The organism is Deltaproteobacteria bacterium, from assembly GCA_016874775.1.
GTDB lineage: Bacteria > Desulfobacterota > Binatia > Bin18 > Bin18 > VGTJ01.
This window is the reverse complement of sequence record VGTJ01000029.1, coordinates 5,001-21,735: the sequence shown is the minus strand read 5'-3', so window position 1 is coordinate 21,735 and position 16,735 is coordinate 5,001. Positions and strand designations below refer to the sequence as shown.

General features: G+C 50.7%; 16 protein-coding genes and 1 pseudogene. 7 read left to right on the top strand and 10 right to left on the bottom strand.

The genetic code is table 11. The features are described 5' to 3' along the window. Positions 1 to 5: 5 nt before the first annotated feature. Positions 6 to 1,553, top strand: a complete 1,548-nt coding sequence (locus FJ147_07080; GenBank protein MBM4255644.1) for a hypothetical protein — start codon at positions 6 to 8, stop codon at positions 1,551 to 1,553. Positions 1,554 to 1,571: 18 nt separating this feature from the next. Next, positions 1,572 to 2,999, top strand: a complete 1,428-nt coding sequence (locus FJ147_07075) for a DUF4340 domain-containing protein (protein ID MBM4255643.1) — start codon at positions 1,572 to 1,574, stop codon at positions 2,997 to 2,999. A gap of 343 nt (positions 3,000 to 3,342) precedes the next feature. On the opposite strand, the gene FJ147_07070 is transcribed toward FJ147_07075, so the two are convergent. Next, on the bottom strand, positions 3,343 to 3,636 hold the full coding sequence (locus tag FJ147_07070) for a type II toxin-antitoxin system Phd/YefM family antitoxin (GenBank protein MBM4255642.1): 294 nt from the start codon (positions 3,634 to 3,636) through the stop codon (positions 3,343 to 3,345). A gap of 474 nt (positions 3,637 to 4,110) precedes the next feature. On the opposite strand from FJ147_07070, the pseudogene FJ147_07065 reads away from it, so the two are divergent. The 4 genes and pseudogenes from FJ147_07065 to FJ147_07050 all read left to right on the top strand — a co-directional run bounded on the left by FJ147_07065 (position 4,111) and on the right by FJ147_07050 (position 6,648). Beyond that, positions 4,111 to 4,383, top strand: a pseudogene (locus FJ147_07065) (hypothetical protein). Next, entirely contained in the window at positions 4,299 to 5,033 is a 735-nt protein-coding gene (locus FJ147_07060; GenBank protein MBM4255641.1) for a helix-turn-helix domain-containing protein, read from the top strand. The pseudogene FJ147_07065 and the gene FJ147_07060 overlap by 85 nt, the downstream one beginning before the upstream one ends. Continuing rightward, complete coding sequence (locus FJ147_07055) at positions 4,901 to 5,290, top strand: hypothetical protein (protein MBM4255640.1); 390 nt, start codon at positions 4,901 to 4,903, stop codon at positions 5,288 to 5,290. The genes FJ147_07060 and FJ147_07055 overlap by 133 nt, the downstream gene beginning before the upstream one ends. A gap of 458 nt (positions 5,291 to 5,748) precedes the next feature. Further along, positions 5,749 to 6,648: a hypothetical protein gene (locus tag FJ147_07050; GenBank protein ID MBM4255639.1), complete on the top strand. Its 900-nt coding sequence runs from the start codon at positions 5,749 to 5,751 to the stop codon at positions 6,646 to 6,648. Positions 6,649 to 6,808: 160 nt separating this feature from the next. Here the strand turns inward: FJ147_07050 and FJ147_07045 are convergent, their stop codons facing one another. The 9 genes from FJ147_07045 to FJ147_07005 all read right to left on the bottom strand — a co-directional run bounded on the left by FJ147_07045 (position 6,809) and on the right by FJ147_07005 (position 15,572). Then, positions 6,809 to 7,870 carry a DUF1016 domain-containing protein gene (locus FJ147_07045; protein ID MBM4255638.1) on the bottom strand — a complete coding sequence of 354 codons (1,062 nt, stop codon included), beginning with the start codon at positions 7,868 to 7,870 and terminating at the stop codon, positions 6,809 to 6,811. Positions 7,871 to 7,978: 108 nt separating this feature from the next. Then, positions 7,979 to 8,761, bottom strand: a complete 783-nt coding sequence (locus tag FJ147_07040) for an alpha/beta hydrolase (GenBank protein ID MBM4255637.1) — start codon at positions 8,759 to 8,761, stop codon at positions 7,979 to 7,981. Further along, a complete protein-coding gene (locus tag FJ147_07035) occupies positions 8,758 to 10,020 on the bottom strand; it encodes an LLM class flavin-dependent oxidoreductase (GenBank protein MBM4255636.1) in 1,263 nt (420 codons plus the stop codon). The genes FJ147_07040 and FJ147_07035 overlap by 4 nt, the downstream gene beginning before the upstream one ends. A gap of 143 nt (positions 10,021 to 10,163) precedes the next feature. Next, complete coding sequence (locus FJ147_07030; GenBank protein MBM4255635.1) at positions 10,164 to 10,739, bottom strand: hypothetical protein; 576 nt, start codon at positions 10,737 to 10,739, stop codon at positions 10,164 to 10,166. A gap of 28 nt (positions 10,740 to 10,767) precedes the next feature. Continuing rightward, positions 10,768 to 11,274 carry a DUF2878 domain-containing protein gene (locus tag FJ147_07025; protein MBM4255634.1) on the bottom strand — a complete coding sequence of 169 codons (507 nt, stop codon included), beginning with the start codon at positions 11,272 to 11,274 and terminating at the stop codon, positions 10,768 to 10,770. Next, complete coding sequence (locus FJ147_07020) at positions 11,271 to 12,557, bottom strand: class I SAM-dependent methyltransferase (GenBank protein ID MBM4255633.1); 1,287 nt, start codon at positions 12,555 to 12,557, stop codon at positions 11,271 to 11,273. Before FJ147_07020 ends, FJ147_07025 begins: the two co-directional genes overlap by 4 nt. Beyond that, complete coding sequence (locus tag FJ147_07015; GenBank protein ID MBM4255632.1) at positions 12,554 to 13,333, bottom strand: DUF1365 domain-containing protein; 780 nt, start codon at positions 13,331 to 13,333, stop codon at positions 12,554 to 12,556. The genes FJ147_07020 and FJ147_07015 overlap by 4 nt, the downstream gene beginning before the upstream one ends. 2 nt (positions 13,334 to 13,335) lie before the next feature. Next, on the bottom strand, positions 13,336 to 14,580 hold the full coding sequence (locus FJ147_07010) for an FAD-dependent oxidoreductase (protein MBM4255631.1): 1,245 nt from the start codon (positions 14,578 to 14,580) through the stop codon (positions 13,336 to 13,338). Between the two features lie 2 nt (positions 14,581 to 14,582). After that, on the bottom strand, positions 14,583 to 15,572 hold the full coding sequence (locus FJ147_07005; GenBank protein ID MBM4255630.1) for an acyl-CoA desaturase: 990 nt from the start codon (positions 15,570 to 15,572) through the stop codon (positions 14,583 to 14,585). A gap of 107 nt (positions 15,573 to 15,679) precedes the next feature. Between FJ147_07005 and FJ147_07000 the strand changes: the two genes are divergently transcribed. Continuing rightward, a complete protein-coding gene (locus FJ147_07000; protein MBM4255629.1) occupies positions 15,680 to 16,714 on the top strand; it encodes a class I SAM-dependent methyltransferase in 1,035 nt (344 codons plus the stop codon). Positions 16,715 to 16,735: the final 21 nt, after the last annotated feature.

Here is a 16,735-nt window from a genome sequence, read left to right as displayed (position 1 = left end):
CCCCAATGGCACGATTCGGATCATTCTATGGGGTCATTGGGCTCATTCTGCTGTTGTTTGCTGGGGTTGCGTACTTCATTACGCGCGCATTCTCCCCGTATGTGATTATCCATCTCGTGATGGGGCTTCTGGCACTGATTGCTTATTTTGCCTCGGCCCAGGGGTCAGTGAGGGGATTTCTCGGTGAGCGATCAACCAAGTATGGCGCTCAAGCTGTTCTATACTCATTAATTTTCTTCGGCGTCTTGATTTTGATCAATTATATCGCTGCCAAGAACCCGCGTCGCTTCGATATGACGAAGTCCGGTATCTTTAGCGTCGCACCGCAGACCCAAAGTGTGCTCCAGAAACTCGACAAACCACTGGAGGTCAACGCCTTCGTCGAGGCTGGTTCTGACCCAGCTCTTCGCGAGCTCTTAAGCAGTTATCGCTACATTTCCACTAACGTCAATTTCAAGCTGATCGATCCAGATAAGCAACCTGATCTAGCGGAGAAGTTTCAGGTTACCAACATTCCCGCGGTTCACCTGCAGTATGGGGATCGCACCAACGTCGTGACCAAACTTTCGGAAGAAGAGCTGACCAACGGCATTATCAAGATCACTCGTGCCGAGAAAAAGGTGATCTATTTCCTCTCTGGCCATGGTGAACCAGATATCTCCGACCTCCAAGAACCGCGCGGCTACGGCCAACTCAAAACTGCCCTCGATAACGAAAGTTATGAAGTGAAATCGCTGGTGTTGTCCACGGATACCGCAGTACCAGATGACGCCAATCTTTTGGTGGTCGCAGGGGCCGATCGTTCCTTACAAGAACATGAGGTGAAAGCGATCGATACCTATCTAAAAAAAGGCAAGCACGGTCTGTTTCTCCTGAGTCCTCGCGTCACCCCAGAGTTAACCTCCTACCTTGAACAGTGGGGCATAAAAGTCGGCAACGATGTCATCGTCGATGAGCAAATTCAGCTCATGAAAGGACGTACGTTTACCCTATCACCTTTTGTGACTTCTTACGGACAACATCCGATTACTGCGGAATTTGTTCGCCGCACTGCCATCACCACCTACGGAATGTCCCGCTCGGTCGAAGCTCACGCAGATGGCAAGCCAGGCATAACCCCGGTCAACTTAGCGCAGACCGGACCGAATGCTTGGGCGGAGACGGATTTAGACAATCTCTTTCAGAATCAGACGGTAAAACTCGAAGAGGCCGACCGCAAAGGTCCTATCTCACTTGCAGTGGCGACAACCGCCAACCTGAAAGACATAGGGGTTGAGCAAGAAGGAACAACTCGAATTGTTGCGTTCGGTAATGCTTTCTTTGCCAATAACCAATACCTTGGTCAGTATTTCAATCGTGACCTTCTCCTAAATGCTATTAACTGGCTCGTCGGCGAAGAAGGATTGGTGTCGATTCGTGCACGTACTATGCAAGCCTCCCGCGTGCAACTCACACAGGAGCAAGGAACATTGATTTTCTACCTCTCGGTGCTGATCTTACCTGAACTCTTGTTGATCCTCGGTCTTGCGGTGTGGTGGCGACGATCATCCTAAGCGTTTCTTTCGTTTTCTATGAATCTGCGCAATTCACTCATTATGCTGGCAGTCCTCCTGGCATTAGGAGGGCACGTTTATTTCGTTGAAGTTCCACACGAGAAAAAGACTGCCGAAGAAAAGAAGCTCCTGACCTTTGACAAGGAGGCAGTGACCGAACTCGCGTTGACGTATCCCGATCGTTTGCTCACCGTGAAGAAGAATGACGCCGGAAAGTGGCGCATTACTCAGCCGGTAGAAGCAGATGCTGACGAAACGACAGTCAAGAATCTTATTAACGCAGTCGCCGACGCTGAGGTAAAACGCACGCTTGATGAAATTCCCCCAGATCTGACCGTCTATGGATTAACGACACCGGTAGTGAAGGCGAAACTTACCCTTAAGGATGGCAAGAGTTTCCCACTTATCTCGTTTGGCAAAGACACGCCGGTTGGCTTCTCCACATATGCTCAGAAGGAGGGAGACGCCAAAGTCATGCTCGTGCCGCAAACATTGCGCATGGGATTTATCAAAGAAGTGAAAGACCTCCGTGACCGCACGATCCTGACGTTCAACGATGACGAGGTCAAAAAGCTGGAAATTCGCGGACCCGACCGTGAAATTGTCTTGAGTAAGGCCGATGCTGGCTGGAGTCTGGAAAAGCCTGCACAAGCGAAAGCTGATGACACAGAGGTAAAAACTTTCTTATCGAACTTGCGCTCACTCAATGCGCAAGATTTCCTTGAGGAGCCAGTGGTGGGTTTGTCCGAGTTCGGCTTAGAACCACCGCAGATGTCGATTACACTCACCCTCGGGGCAGATAGCGCCCAGAAAACAGTGTTGATTGGCAACGAAAAAGCTGGTGATAAAGGCGCGAAAAACCGTTATGTCAAACGCGCGGAACTCGATAAGCCGCTCTTTCTCGCTGGTGAATGGATCTGGCGTGATCTCAACAAGAACGTTGCTGATTTTCGCGATAAAACCGTCGCGCAATTCACTACCGAACAAGTGAAGCAAGTTGACGTCAAACGCAATGATGGTGAAAGCTTCACTCTCATTCGCGGAGCCGATAACAAATGGACGATCGATCGCACCCAAGAAGGCACGCTGAGAGAACCTTCACTCAGTCAATTTGTTGATGAGTTACGTCAGCTCCGGGGCTTCGAGATCGCTGCAGAGAGCCCGACGGATCTGAGTGTCTATGGACTAGATGCACCGTTTGTTACTGTTGCTGTTTCTGATGGTGAAGGAAAGAAACTGGCAGCCATTCTTGCTGGGCAAAAAGGAGAAGGAACCGAGCGAAAGACTTTTGCAATGGCCGAGGGCGGACAAACTGTCTTCGGACTTCGTGATTATGTCTTCGATCGCCTCAACAAAAAGCCCGCGGATTTTTGGGACAAGCCTGCGGAGAAGAAAGAGGGAACACCCTCATCACAGCCAGTCACACCCGCACCTGAAGCGAAGTAAGCTTCGATATGCTAAGCAGTTTCCTGGAAGCCGCTCCCTGTGGCTTGAGCGGTGGCTTTGCACGGTGGCGTACGTGGAGTACATGCACGGTATCTTAGACAATAGTGAACAGAATTCGATAGACGCCACTTCGCTTGCCATAAAGTAGTTGACGAATGTCCTCTGGAAAAAAAGCATTTTCTTGGGCAAATGCGCAGCGCTCTGGGAACATTGCCAATGAGGCAATGGCGCCACCAATTCCGTTGTACCATTGGGCTTGCCCGCTCTGCTGACTCTTGCGCGTTGCGAAGGTATGCCTCTTCCAAGTCGAGCTGTGCCTGGGCTTCGATGATGACCTGGTACGTCATGCTGAGCGTGGAATTTTATGCTTCTTGCGGATGCCCGCAAAAACCTCGCCAGCGGGTCGTCCTGCTCCACGCTTCATCGACTCCAGGCCTGCGCGAATGCCCGCAATGGCTTCAGCTTGATCAACCATGTCGAGAAGCCTCTGATAAGCCTTAGCATCCTGCACAACGAGTTCAGCTCTGCCGTTGACAGTAAGCACCTGCGGACGACCAGTCTTTCTCATCGTCCGCAGGTGAGTTTTAACATTACGCTGAAAATCTGTGAGGGAATAAATATCTTCGATCTGAATCATATACTCTCAACCATGAAATTCGGTGCTTATTGCATGATAAAGAAAATACTTTTATTTGCAAGGAGCGCGAGGAAACTTCGCGAAAAATAAGCAGCTCTGTAGCCTGGAAGAACGCAGTGAAATTTACGAATGCGATACTCCCTTTATTAGAGAGTTATTCACTTTACCCAGGTTGTCCATCTCTCCCGCTCCAAGGCCCTGAGCAGAAAGTATCAGTTTATGTTGCAAAAAACACAGACACCCCTGGGTTTGCATGTGTTCGAGTGGTGAACAAACTTAATGAAATTATCTATAATGGACCATTCTGGGGGGAATTGGAGCAGTGGAAAGAAGAAAACTGGCGGAGAAAAGGGCAATTTCTTAGGTACGAACCAGACCTGTTAGTCAACGTTCCGTCACTTCAGACATTGTTGAAGCCTAAGTACTGCACGCCGTAAATACTGAACAGGTTTGCAAAGTTGGAAGGGCTGACATATGACTCGTCTGACCCACATTTGTCCAATGGGGAGGACGAACAGAATGCCAGGCCCTCGGCCCAAGTATGCGATTACCCTGACAAGGGAGCAAGAGGCACGGCTGCAGCAGGTGAGTACCAGTTATATGGCCCCGTTTGCAGTAGTGCAGAGAGCCCAGATTGTGTTGTCTGCGTTCCGCCATCCTGAGTGGACCAATGCCACGCTTGCGCAACGCGTGGGCTGCAATCGGAGTACGGTCCGACGCTGGCGGCGGTGCTGCCGGAGACCGGGCGCTTACAGGATGCGCCCCGTGCGGGAACACGACGGAGATTTACCGCCTTGCAACGGACGCAGGTGGTGGCCTTGGCCTGTAGTGCACCGCGTCAATACGGCAAGCCGTGGCAGCGCTGGTCAGGGGAGAAGCTGGCGCGCGTGGCGATCGAACGACAGCTTGTGGAGCGGATCGCGCCGAGTACGATTCGCACGTGGTTGCGCCAGGATAAGATTAAGCCGTGGCGCTATCATCCGTGGCAACATTCCACTGATCCGCAGTTTGTCGAGAAGGCCGTGCCGGTGTTGGACCTCTACGAGCACGCTCCGCAATTGCAAGCAAGTGGAGAACTCACGGTCTGTGTGGACGAGAAAACCTCCATCCCGGCACGTCAACGGGTGACGCCGACCAAGACCGCGGCCCCTGGTGAAGTAGTACAGGTGGCTGATCGTTATAAGCGGATGGGGGCGGTCCAACTCTTTTGCACCTTGGCCGTGGCTAGTGGCCTCACGTTCGCGCAGACGCGTCTTACGAAGAAATTCGTCGACTTCAAAGCGTTCCTGACCGAGCTGTTTCAGAGCTCCCTCTGTGCTGGGATCAAAGTGCTACATTTCTCGACAATGGCCCGACCCATGCCCCCAAACAACTGGCTACGTGGCTGGCATCGCTAGGGTTGTCCTTTGAGGTTCGCGTCTATTGGTTACCCACCTGTGCCAGTTGGTTGGATCAAGTCGAAATCATCTTCAGCAAAGTCCAACGCGATGTCCTCACGCCCAGTGATTTCTCCAGTACCGTCATGTTGGAACGCACCTTACAAGCCTATTTCGCCGATCTCAATGAGCATCCCAAACCCATTGAATGGACCTACACCAAAACCAAACTCTTCGTAAAGTTTGGCCAGCCACCTCCAACTCAACTCGCTGCGTAATTCCTGCGCGCGGTACTTAGATGCTAGGTGACAATTATCTTCCACTAAATAGGCAGCTGGCGCCACCTGGTCGGTATCGAGTTTGTGTCTCATACTCAACTCAGAAACAGGAAAATCATAAAGTGTGCTCTGAAGAGTTTGTGCTTCCGTAAGAGATAAACTGCTCTCTCACATTTATTCTGATGGACGCCAAGCAAGGAAATGTGAGCACTCCAAGATCATTCTTGCTCTTACAGTTCTGCCTCTTGCTTATCTGTTTTATCCTGCTTTTTTTACAGGTCATGTATACTCATCCCTCCGAACGCACTCGGCGCTTCGTTCAGGAATGATCACCGCACGAGCAAAAGAGTCTCGACCTCAAGACACAACCCCCAAAGGCTTCGCAATATCCGCATCACTCCGTCGAAACGTTTCCCTTTGCTGCTCCACACTCTGCCGAGGAGATAGGGCAGCGGTCGATGGAGTTTCCTCATACGCCCCTGTGGAACTGTCTGCTTATCGACATCGGAGCAACAGTCACTGCGGACGGTTTTCTCGACCAGCAAATCTCAACGTCTGCCATTCTTTCTTTCTCTCAAGGTAGTACTTCCGGTCAGGAAGCGTTTCGCTGGATTTCACACTCAGTGCATTCTATCAACACACCTGAAGAGCGAATTCTCCAAATTAGATATCTCACTGGGCACAGTAAAGATGTTGTACTGACGACCTTCTTTCCGCGACCTAGCCTACCACCACTACGCTCTTCGCTCGCAAGAGGTGAACGCTTACCATGGGGCATCGGTACGATCGACGATGTCGTAGGACGTAACGCTGGCGACTTTGCCTGGCGCATTCTGGGAAGTGATATTCTGGAGCGAACGATTCGCTTTCCCGCAACTCAGAAACAGATGGTCTTGCCGGATGCTGAAGGAAGACCAGTCTCGATCCCAACACAGACAGTGAAGATGATGGGCAAGAAGTATCCGGGCTATACAGTTACCGGTGCCGTGCCGTGTTATGTCGTCGAAGCTGCCCCACGTACTGAAGCTTTACCCAATTACTACCTCAGCAAGCTAGTCTACTGGCTTGACCAGCGCTTTTTCTTTCCGTTGCGAATTGAGCAGGATGATCGCGCTGGCAAGCTCATGCTGGTCGCCGTGCGCACTGCTTCCCTTGCCAATCCTACATTAAAAGAGCGCGGTTACGCTGGCTTCCTCGAACTATCGTGGGATCTACAGCGAGACATGATGACATCGAGTATCCATACCGTCATTCCGAAGGAGTGGTCAAAGGAAGAACGACAACTTTTTTTTTCATCCAGAGTCCGTGCAGTGGAAATGGCCGTTGCCTGCATTGGCGCAGTTCCCACAAATGCGTAGCGCGAAAGAATTCTACCTTCGACCAGGCTTGTATCTCGACAAATTTCCGCGCGAGCGCAAGATTGAACTGACCCCTGAACTTGCCCAACAGGTTGCGGCGCAAGAGCGTGAAGGACATTTGGTGTTTGGGTAGGAGATGAAACGTAAGTGATGATGTGGTTTATTTTGCCTGTTTCTTCTGTTGTCGCTTCATTGGCGCTGGACGAGAACGATCGTTCGTTTCTGGTAGCGCGGATTGGCTCAACAAATAGAACTCATGCAGTTTCGCCTGTAGCAGCTTTTTATCAGGCAACTGGGTTTGGTACTCGGCAATCAGGGTTGGCGAAAGAGACCGGCTGAGAGCGTATTCCACGACCTCGTTGTCCTTGGTGGCGCACAGCAACACGCCGATCGATGGACGTTCATGCGGTTTGCGCACGTCTCGATCCAAAGCTTCAAGATAGAATTCCAATTGGCCAAGGTAGGCTGGCTGGAATTCTTTGGTCTTTAATTCAACAGCGACGAGACACTGTAACTCTCGGTGATAGAAAAGCAAGTCGAGGCGGAAGTCCTTTCCGCCAACTTGTACTGGGTACTCCGAACCGAGAAAGCCAAAGTCGCGCCCTAATTCAGTAATGAACCGTCCGAGATTTTGCAGAAGTTTCCTATGGAGATCGTCCTCAGAGTGATCGTCCGACAGACCCAGGAACTCAAAGAGGTAGGCGTCCTTGAAGACCTCGGTGACCGTGGGCTGTATTTCTCTCAACACGGTTGAGAGTTTTGGGGGATTAAGAATGGCGCGTTCAAATAGGGCTCCGTCAATTTGTCGGGCAACTTCTCGTACCTGCCAGCGGTTTCGTGTTGCCATACGTAAGTAAAATTCCCGTTCTTCGGGCCGTTTCGTCTTGGTCAAAATATGGAGATTCGACGACCACGGCAGTTCTCTTACCAGTGGCGAGAGTTTTGGCTCGTCGCGATAGGTTTCATAAAATTGGCGCATTCGCCACAGGTTCTGCCGAGAGAAACTGCGAATGCCAGGTTGTCGTTTCTGAATGTAGGACGCTAAAGCCGCGACCGTGCCCTTGCCCCAGCCATCTTCAGCAATTCGATGACTTACGTACGCGCCCACCTGCCAATACAGATCAATCAGCTCAGTGTTGACGACGTAAAACGCTCGTTGTCGCGCTTGCTGAATAAGGTCAACAACTTCAGCGAATGAGCTTTCAAGGGAGGTTGATGTCACCTTCCGTCGGGAAGAGTTTTGTTGTTTTTTCACGGCGGAGTATTGCCAATGCAAACGCCAGGCCTCTTGCGAAAACCTGGCGTTAAAGTCACTTGTGGTGATTTTGAGTCACCCAAGGAACCGCGTCACTGCATTTACGAATGCTTCCGGTTGCTCGTACGGCACCATGTGACCGGCTTGGTCGATGAGCGTAATCTCTGCTTGCGGGATGAGCTTCTTGAATTGATCAGCGTAAACCGGTGGGATCAGTTTGTCGCTCTTGCCCCAGATCACGAGTGTAGGAGCGGTGAGCCGGTACAAACGTTTTGATAACCGTCGGTTAGGAATCGGGAACAAAATCTTCCCCGCCATGCTCATGCGTTTGGAGTTGCCAATATAGAACTCTTTCAACGCTTCAGGGTTTTTGAGATCAAGCCCAGCGGTAAGCAGCGCTTCGCCTTGCGCACGATCGTGAAACAAGTACTGTGCATATTCATGTGGCAAGAATGAGAAGATGTCTGGAATCGGACTCTTTTCGATCCATAATCCTGCCGAACAAATCAGCACCAATTTCGCGACATCGTTAGGCGCGATGCTGGCCATCTCAGCAGCGATCATCCCACCCATCGAATGCCCCATTAGACAAGGCTTATTCAATCCGAGGGCTGAGACCACATCCCAGCCGTGTAGGGTAAAGTCCAGCATGTCCTCTAGCATTTCGTCGCCAGTGGATTCACCATAGGCTGGGAACTCTGGCGCGAAGACATGGTAACGAGTCGCGAGTCGATCGAGAAACGGGTTCTCAGGAAAGAGTCCTCCCGCTCCATGCATGAACACGAGAGGAACTCCACTTCCGGCTTCCAATACGAGGACTTTGGCTCCACGTTTGGTCTCAATTTTGTGGATCTTCATAGCGGAAGCCTCCCGTCCCGACGGGCTTGCTCTACCGTTGTCTCCGGTTGCAGACGTTCCTCCATTGGCTTGCACCACCAGCGGTTATCATCCTTCCATTCTGGCCACATGTTACGGAGATGCGGCATGACTTTTTCAGCGAAGAGTTTCGTCGAGTAGCGAGTCTTCCAGTCAGGCATATTGCCGACATGCATGAGGCAGAAAATGTGACCGACATGGAGCCCTTTGATCAACTCTTCCATCTGCTGACGAACCGTCGCTGGACTTCCGGCAATCACGTAGCGACCATCGATGAGTTCTTTCCAAGAGAGGGAAGGGAACATATTCTGCATATCTTCGCTCAGCGCATTCAGGACATCCGCTTGAAGTGTTTTGATCGTGCGATAGCCGGGTGCATCGGCAAAGCCACCGTAGATGTGCAAGCAACGATTATAGAAATAGTTCACGTGCTCAGCGTAGAGCTTTTCAGCTTCTTGATCCGTCTCAGCCACACAAATTGTTTGGGCGAAGGCGCCGCGATAGGGGGACTCATCTTTGCCACGCTTGGCGACTTGGTCCCAATAGCCATCGAGCAACTTCTTGCCGCGGAGATAGCCGGTGAAAGACAGATACGAGTAGTTGTAATCGTGGTCGAGACAAAAATCCCACGTTTCAATCGAGCCCCCGCCAGGAATGTAAATCGGCGGATGCGGCTTTTGAATCGGCTTGGGCCACAGGTTCACATGACGTAACTGATTGTATTTACCGTCAAAGGCAAACGGCTCTTCTTCTGCCCACGCGCGCATGACCAGTTCATGGGCTTCGGCGTATTTATCGCGAGTCAGTGCAGGAATCTGGCCGTAGCAATAGTTGGTATCCATCGAGGTGCCAACCGGGAACCCAGCAAGCAAACGTCCGCCAGACATCACATCCAGCATAGCGAATTCTTCAGCGACACGAATCGGCGGATTATAGAGCGCAAGCGAGTTACCAATCACGGCAATAGCGGCTTTTGACGTACGCCGTGACAACCCAGCTGCGATAATATTGGGAGAAGGCATGAGTCCATAGCCGTTTTGATGATGCTCGTTACACCCGATGCCATCGAACCCGACTTGCTCGGCATATTCAAGTTGATCCATGTACTGGTGATAAACGAAATGGCCTTTCTGCGGATCATACAACTTGTTAGGAATATCGACCCACACTGAATGATGCTTCTCGCGAAAATCATCCGGTAGATATGGCCACGGCATCAGATTAAACCATGTGAACTTCATGCACGCCTCCTTGGTGAGCATTCATCAGCGTTCGGACCTGCTGAATCTAGCAATATGCCGTTTCCCCGGCAATTCCCAGAAATCGGAGATGTTCTCTCCCCAGGTTCTTGTCAGAAACGAGTCACTAGAAAAGGCCGCTGTCGCTAGCGTTTAGGGGTAAGCAGTTGGGTCTTGAGCGCACTATCCAGCGGTTTCGAGCCTAACCAGATCGCAAAATAGGCCGAGCCGAAGTCAGCGCCTTCAATGATACCTTTGGATTTGCCGTTGAGTGCTAACTCAGTCCCAATTCCAGGCAGATAGGTAAGCGAATGCCGGTCTCCGGGTTTTACGTTTTCGTACAACGTGTTCAAGCGATCTAGTCGAGAGCGGAACAAGTTGAGCTGTGCAGCAGGGAAATTATCACTAAGAATCTTTTCAGCGGCTTTGCCAAAATCTGCGCTGGCAATCGACCAAAAATATTCGAGTTCAAGGCGTTTCGGGACATCGTTTAGCACTTCTTCCGGACGGACTCCCTCTCCTAGGTAGAGCGCAGAAACATAGCCCTTGAAGATGACGCGGTAGCGCAGGAGACCAACGTTGTTCAACACGAGTGTTGTCGTGCCGGCCTGGTAGCGGTCGGCGAACGTCACACCTTCGATAGTGGCAGCGTCTCCACGCCTATTCAGAGCAACCACAAAGATGAAGGCAATCAAGGCGATCACACGTATTGTTCTACACATATTGTGAAGACTCCATCGTTTCCAGTCCTTACTTTGCTAACCATACCAGAATCGGCATGGCGATACCCCAGACAATGGCCATCACAACAAAACTCAGCGTAAGATCTGGACTCAGTACTAATGCACCAAGCTTTGCACCGGAGTAATAGCTCAATGGTCCACCAACGGCACCAAGAACCGCAGCTAATGTGTATTTCCCCGACAACCAACGTAGAGACGTGTGTAGGGTTGTGGCAAAAGCAATCCAGAGAACAACCATCCAGAGCGGACTAACCCACCTTCCTGGGGTCACATTCGCGAATGCGAAAACTCCGAGAAAAGCTTGGAGACTATCGAGCACGAGCCCAAGCGCTCCAGCAGTGATCAGCAAGCGGAATTCCTGCACAGGTGAATATCCCGCCAACAGATAGAAGTGCAAACCGAGAAGGACCAAGACCGCCAGTGGCCCAAGGAAGAGATATTGATGAGCCGCACCGAGGACGCAAGCAAACCAGGCAAGGTAGAACGTAATAATATTGACCAGAATCAGATTCATATAGAAGGCAAGGGAGGAAGAATCGGTTCTCGACGACAAAGAGGCTTGGCGAGTAACATCTGCACGTCACCGATCACTCGTTCATGAAATCCTCCTTCACAGTAGCAGAAATACAGTTCCCACATGCGAATGAACTCTTCCGGATACCCTAACGTTCGCACCCGACTGATATTCGCAAAGAAGCGCTCACGCCACTGCCGTAACGTCTTAGCATAATGTGACGTAAGATCTTCCATATGGAACAGTCGCATATCAGTGGCCCGGGCAAGAGACTGATTGATTGCTGAGATGGAGGGAATACAACTGCCAGGAAAAATATAACGCTGAATGAAATCAACCGAGTGTTTCGCTTGTTCGTAAAATTGGTCAGCAATGATGATCGCTTGGAGTAACATCATTCCATTGGGTTTGAGGAGATCACTACAACATTTGAAGTATGTGTCATAGAACGCGTGACCTACAGCTTCGATCATCTCAATCGAGACGAGCTTATCGTATTGTCCCTTGAGGTCACGGTAATCTTGGCACAGAATGGTCACCCGGTCATTGAGTCCCGCGTCGGCAATGCGGTGTCGCGTGAATACATATTGTTCCTGAGAGACTGTCGTTGTCGTCACCCGACAACCGTACTGTTGGGCCGCATGCAACGCGAAGGCTCCCCAGCCGCTGCCAATTTCAAGTAAATGATCGCTGGGAGATAATTGCAACTTACGACATATCCGATCGATCTTAGCGATAGAAGCATCACGAAGCGTGCGGTTACCGTTCTCGAAAATGCCGCACGAATATGTCATGGTTTCATCAAGAAAGAGTGCGAAGAACTCATTGCCGAGATCGTAGTGCGCAGCAATGTTGTGACGACTGCCCTCTTTGCTATTCCGACGAAAAAAATGAAAGAGTTTACGTAGTGGAACCGTCAGGCGGGCAAAGCCAGTTTCCATACTGTCGAGGACAGTTCGGTTACGGGCAATAATTCGCACCAGAGATGTCAGATCGTCACACGACCAGAATCCACTCATGTAGGCTTCACTGGTGCCAATACTGCCACCAAAGGCGGTATCGAGGTAGAAGCGTGGATCAAAGACCTGAATCGTTACAGCCAGTGAACACACCTCCGTCTGAGCACCGAAAGTGAAACGGTTGCCATTTTCGCTGATGGTGATCTCTCCATGTTGGAGATCTTGCAACCGCATCAGTACCGCTTGCCGAGCGAGCCGAATCAGGAGAGTCGACTGTGGAATATGCGAGAACCATTCCGCTGTCGGAACGATGGAATCTTTCATGGCCGTTGACCTTCGGGAGTAAGATCTCTTTTGTTGGGGTGGTCATACACTGGAGCTTTTTTCCACCACAATCGTAGTGCCTGCCAATAAATTGCGGCGATGACTTTGCCTGTCATGAAAGGGTATCGAGCCAGAGCAACAGCGAGTGTTGCACCAGTGATTTCTTGACGTCGCAAAACCATCGTTGCGTCGAAGACCTTGCCGTTGGCATTACGATTCTCCATGTGAATCGTTAGCTGACGGTCGGGTTCACAGAATCGCCAGTCGTAATCGTTGTCCATATCGATGAACGGCGACACATGAAAAGTCTTACCAAAACGATAGCGCTTTTTATTGCCTGTCGCCTCGTTTAGTTCTTCTCCCAACACATAGCAGTACCGTTCATTCCACGGTGTATTCGTGATCTCAGCGACAATCGTCTCGACGTAACGTCCAGCGGTGTCGTAGCAAAAGTAGAAGCTCACCGGATTGAAGCAATAGCCAAAGTACCGCAAATGCGTCAGCAAACGGATCGGCCCTTGTGGGCGAGCACCGAGGCGTCGCTCAACGAGGGTGCGAACACTGTCAGCCAATGAGCTATGAGGATCACCAAAATGGTCTACGCGACGGAACTGCGCCAAAGCAAAATGACTACTTGACCACAGCCATCTTCCGTTGAACAGCGTCGGTAACTCTTCGAGGTCTACGTACAGCATAAACAATGAGTACGAGAAGGCATGCGGAATCGGATGGAAACGACGATGCCGTACTGAACCACGGTAGATGCAACTATACATGGCTACAAACTCTTGCCGAAATATTGGCAGACCGCCAAAGCACTGTTAACCCCATCCTCGTGGAACCCATAGCCCCAATACGCTCCACAGAAATACGTACGATTGATCCCGTTGATTTCCGCGTGTCGCTTTTGTGCTACGACACTGGCTTCCGTATAAACCGGGTGATGGTACGTCATTGTCTGAAGAATTGTGGATGGGTCGATCGCAGCGGTGCGATTCAGCGTGACGCAAAACGTTTGCGGAGCAGGCAATGTCTGGAGCATATTCATGTTGTAAGTTATTGCGACTTGCGGCTGGTCACCACCTAGTCGATGATAATTCCAGCTTGCCCACGCCCGACGTGTCCGAGGAAGCACCGACTCATCAGTATGCAAGACCGTTTCGTTAGCTTGATAGGGAAAAGCGCGCAAAATTTCTTGCTCTATGGCACTCGGATCAGTCAACATTGTTAAGGCCTGGTCGCTATGAGCAGCAATCACGACCTGATCAAAACGCTCGACCTCTTGTCCTGCAGATTTAACCGAGACGTGAGTTGGGTGACGTGTGACCTGCTGGATTGGACAGCGAAGCCGAATGCGATTGCGGAACGGTTGGGTGAGTCGTTTCACGTATTCTTGCGAACCTCCGGTGACCACCCGCCATTGGGGACGTTCATTGACGCTCAGCATACCGTGGTTATGAAAAAATTGGATGAGGAACCGCGCTGGCATGTCGGATGTTTGACGTGGGTCAGCTGACCAAATCGAAGCACTCATCGGAATCAGATAATAATCAGTGAATTCTTGCGAATAACGATTTGTTGCCAGATACGAACCAAGGGTAATATTCTTTGCACTGTCGCGAAGCAGCACTGGCGCTTCACGATTGAAGCGCAGAATATCGCGTAACATACGATAGAAAGACGGACGCAAAAAGTTCACTCGCTGCGCAAACAGGGTATTGAGCGAGGTGCCATTGTATTCGAGCCCGGTGCGTTCACACTTGACACTAAAGCTCATGTTACTTGGCTGTGAAGGGGTGCCGATACGCGCCAAAAGTTTAAGAAAATTCGGATAGGTCCAATCGTTGAAAACGATAAAACCAGTGTCGACGGCGTAGGTGCCGTGTGCAGTTGCTACAGGAACGGTATGGGTATGGCCGCCGACATAGTTGTTCGCTTCAAAGATAGTGAGGTCATGCTCTGCGTGAAGAAGGTGCGCGACCGTCAAGCCAGCAATGCCAGTCCCGATGATTGCGATCTTCATGGCTATGCTGCAAGAGCGGTATTCGACCGGCGGGCCTCACGAACACGAGGAGGAACAGGTTTAAGGTTCCAGATCAAACCGGTCCAAGAAAGAAGGACGAGAAGATAGTACGTAAAATCAAATTCCCACCAGTAGAACCCTTGCCGTGTCGAAGCAGGGTAATGATGATGATTATTATGCCATCCCTCACCAAGGGTGATAAGTGCGAGCAAGAAACTGTTTTTGCTATCGTCTTGCGTATCGTAACGCTGGCCTCCGATCTGGTGCGCTAATGAGTTAATCGTGTAGGTGCCGTGGTACAAGAAAACCGTAGAAATAAAAAACGCCCACACCAACATTTGCAGCCCACTCGTTCCGAGATGAGGGAAGAAGCTTGCCAACACAGCGCCAAAGCCATAGATCCCAACAGCAAACAGGATTGGGATTACGTTATCAAAGCGATCGAGAAAACACAGTTCAGGAAATTTTGTCAGATCACGAACGAAGCCCAATTTCGTAGGAAAATTGGCGCGGGCCATAAACCACCCCATGTGACTCCAGAGAAAACCGTGATGTCGTGGAGAATGAGCATCGGCTGGTTGATCAGAGTATCGATGATGATGCCGGTGGTGTGCGGCCCACCACAGCGGACCACGTTGGACGGCGGTAGCACCTAAGACAGCGAAGATAAATTGTCCCCACCGTGACGTCTTGAATGTACGGTGAGAAAAATACCGATGATAGAAACCAGTAATGGCGAACATTCGGACAACGTACAAGAGAAAAGCAGCTACAATAGCAACGAAACTCCAGCCAACCCAGAAAACCCCAAGACAGGCCACATGCATCGCAAAAAACGGAATGATACGAATCCAATCAACCCGGAGTGGTTCTGCTCGGTTCAGCTCTTCGGTATCGTCCCAAGAGTCGAACCAGCGGACGAAGGTACGGAGGAAAAGACTCAAGCGAGAATCTCGACTAGTGTTGTGCGGTGGTTGTGAGTGAAGTCCCATGGCAATACGAGATAAAACTGCTGGCGTACATATCCTGTGAGTTTCCTACGAGCAAGAGCGGAGGGCAAAGTGTGCAATGATTTTTCCAAAAACAAGAGAGGGAGAAAGTGAACATTATCGATCTCGCTGAACGAGGAAAGGTTCCGGACATCGTGTTGCGCTGGGGCATACGACGCCTCCTAGCGCTACGGTTGTACGAAGAGCAGTCGCTCCACGAAGAAACCCCGCGAGCGGAATTTGACGAATTTCTCGCAACATCACGGAACAGCCCCATTGCGCTCCATCCCGACAAAGCAAACGAACAACATTATGAGGTTCCAGCAGAATTTTTCCTCCAGGTGTTGGGAAAACGGTTGAAGTACAGCAGTTGTTACTGGCCACCGAGTGTGACAACGCTCGACGCCGCCGAGGAAGCGATGCTGGCACTCACATGCGAACGAGCCCAAATACAAGATAGCATGGAAATACTTGAGTTGGGGTGTGGTTGGGGATCCTTGTCTTTCTGGATGGCTGAGCGGTATCCACACTGTCACATTCTCACCGTATCAAATTCTCGCCCTCAACGAGAATTTCTCATGGCTGAGTGTGCACGGCGTGGCATCCAGAATATCCAAGTCATGACTGCGGATATGAATGATTTTACGACTACTCACGAGTTTGATCGGGTTGTTTCGATAGAGATGTTCGAACACATGCGTAATCATGAAAAGCTCTTGGCTCGGATTCAATCCTGGCTGAAGCCACAGGGAAAACTCTTCGTTCACATTTTCTGTCATCGAGAATTTACTTATCCATTCACTACGACGGGAGCAACAAACTGGATGGGACGATATTTCTTCACCGGTGGGCTCATGCCGTCTGATGATTTATTGTTTCATTTTCAACGTAACCTTGTGATTGAGGAACACTGGCGCGTCAACGGGCAGCACTATGCACGTACAGCCGAAGCGTGGTTGAAAAACCTAGATAAAAAACGTGCGACGCTCCTACCGATTCTCAAGGACGTATATGGGGTCGAGGAAATGGAGCATTGGTTTGGACGATGGCGGTTGTTCTTTCTCGCTTGTGCAGAACTCTTTGCATATCGCCGTGGGCACGAATGGTGGGTTTCTCACTATTTGTTCCAGCAACGTGGACAGTGAAGGAGAAAAGAAAACAGACAT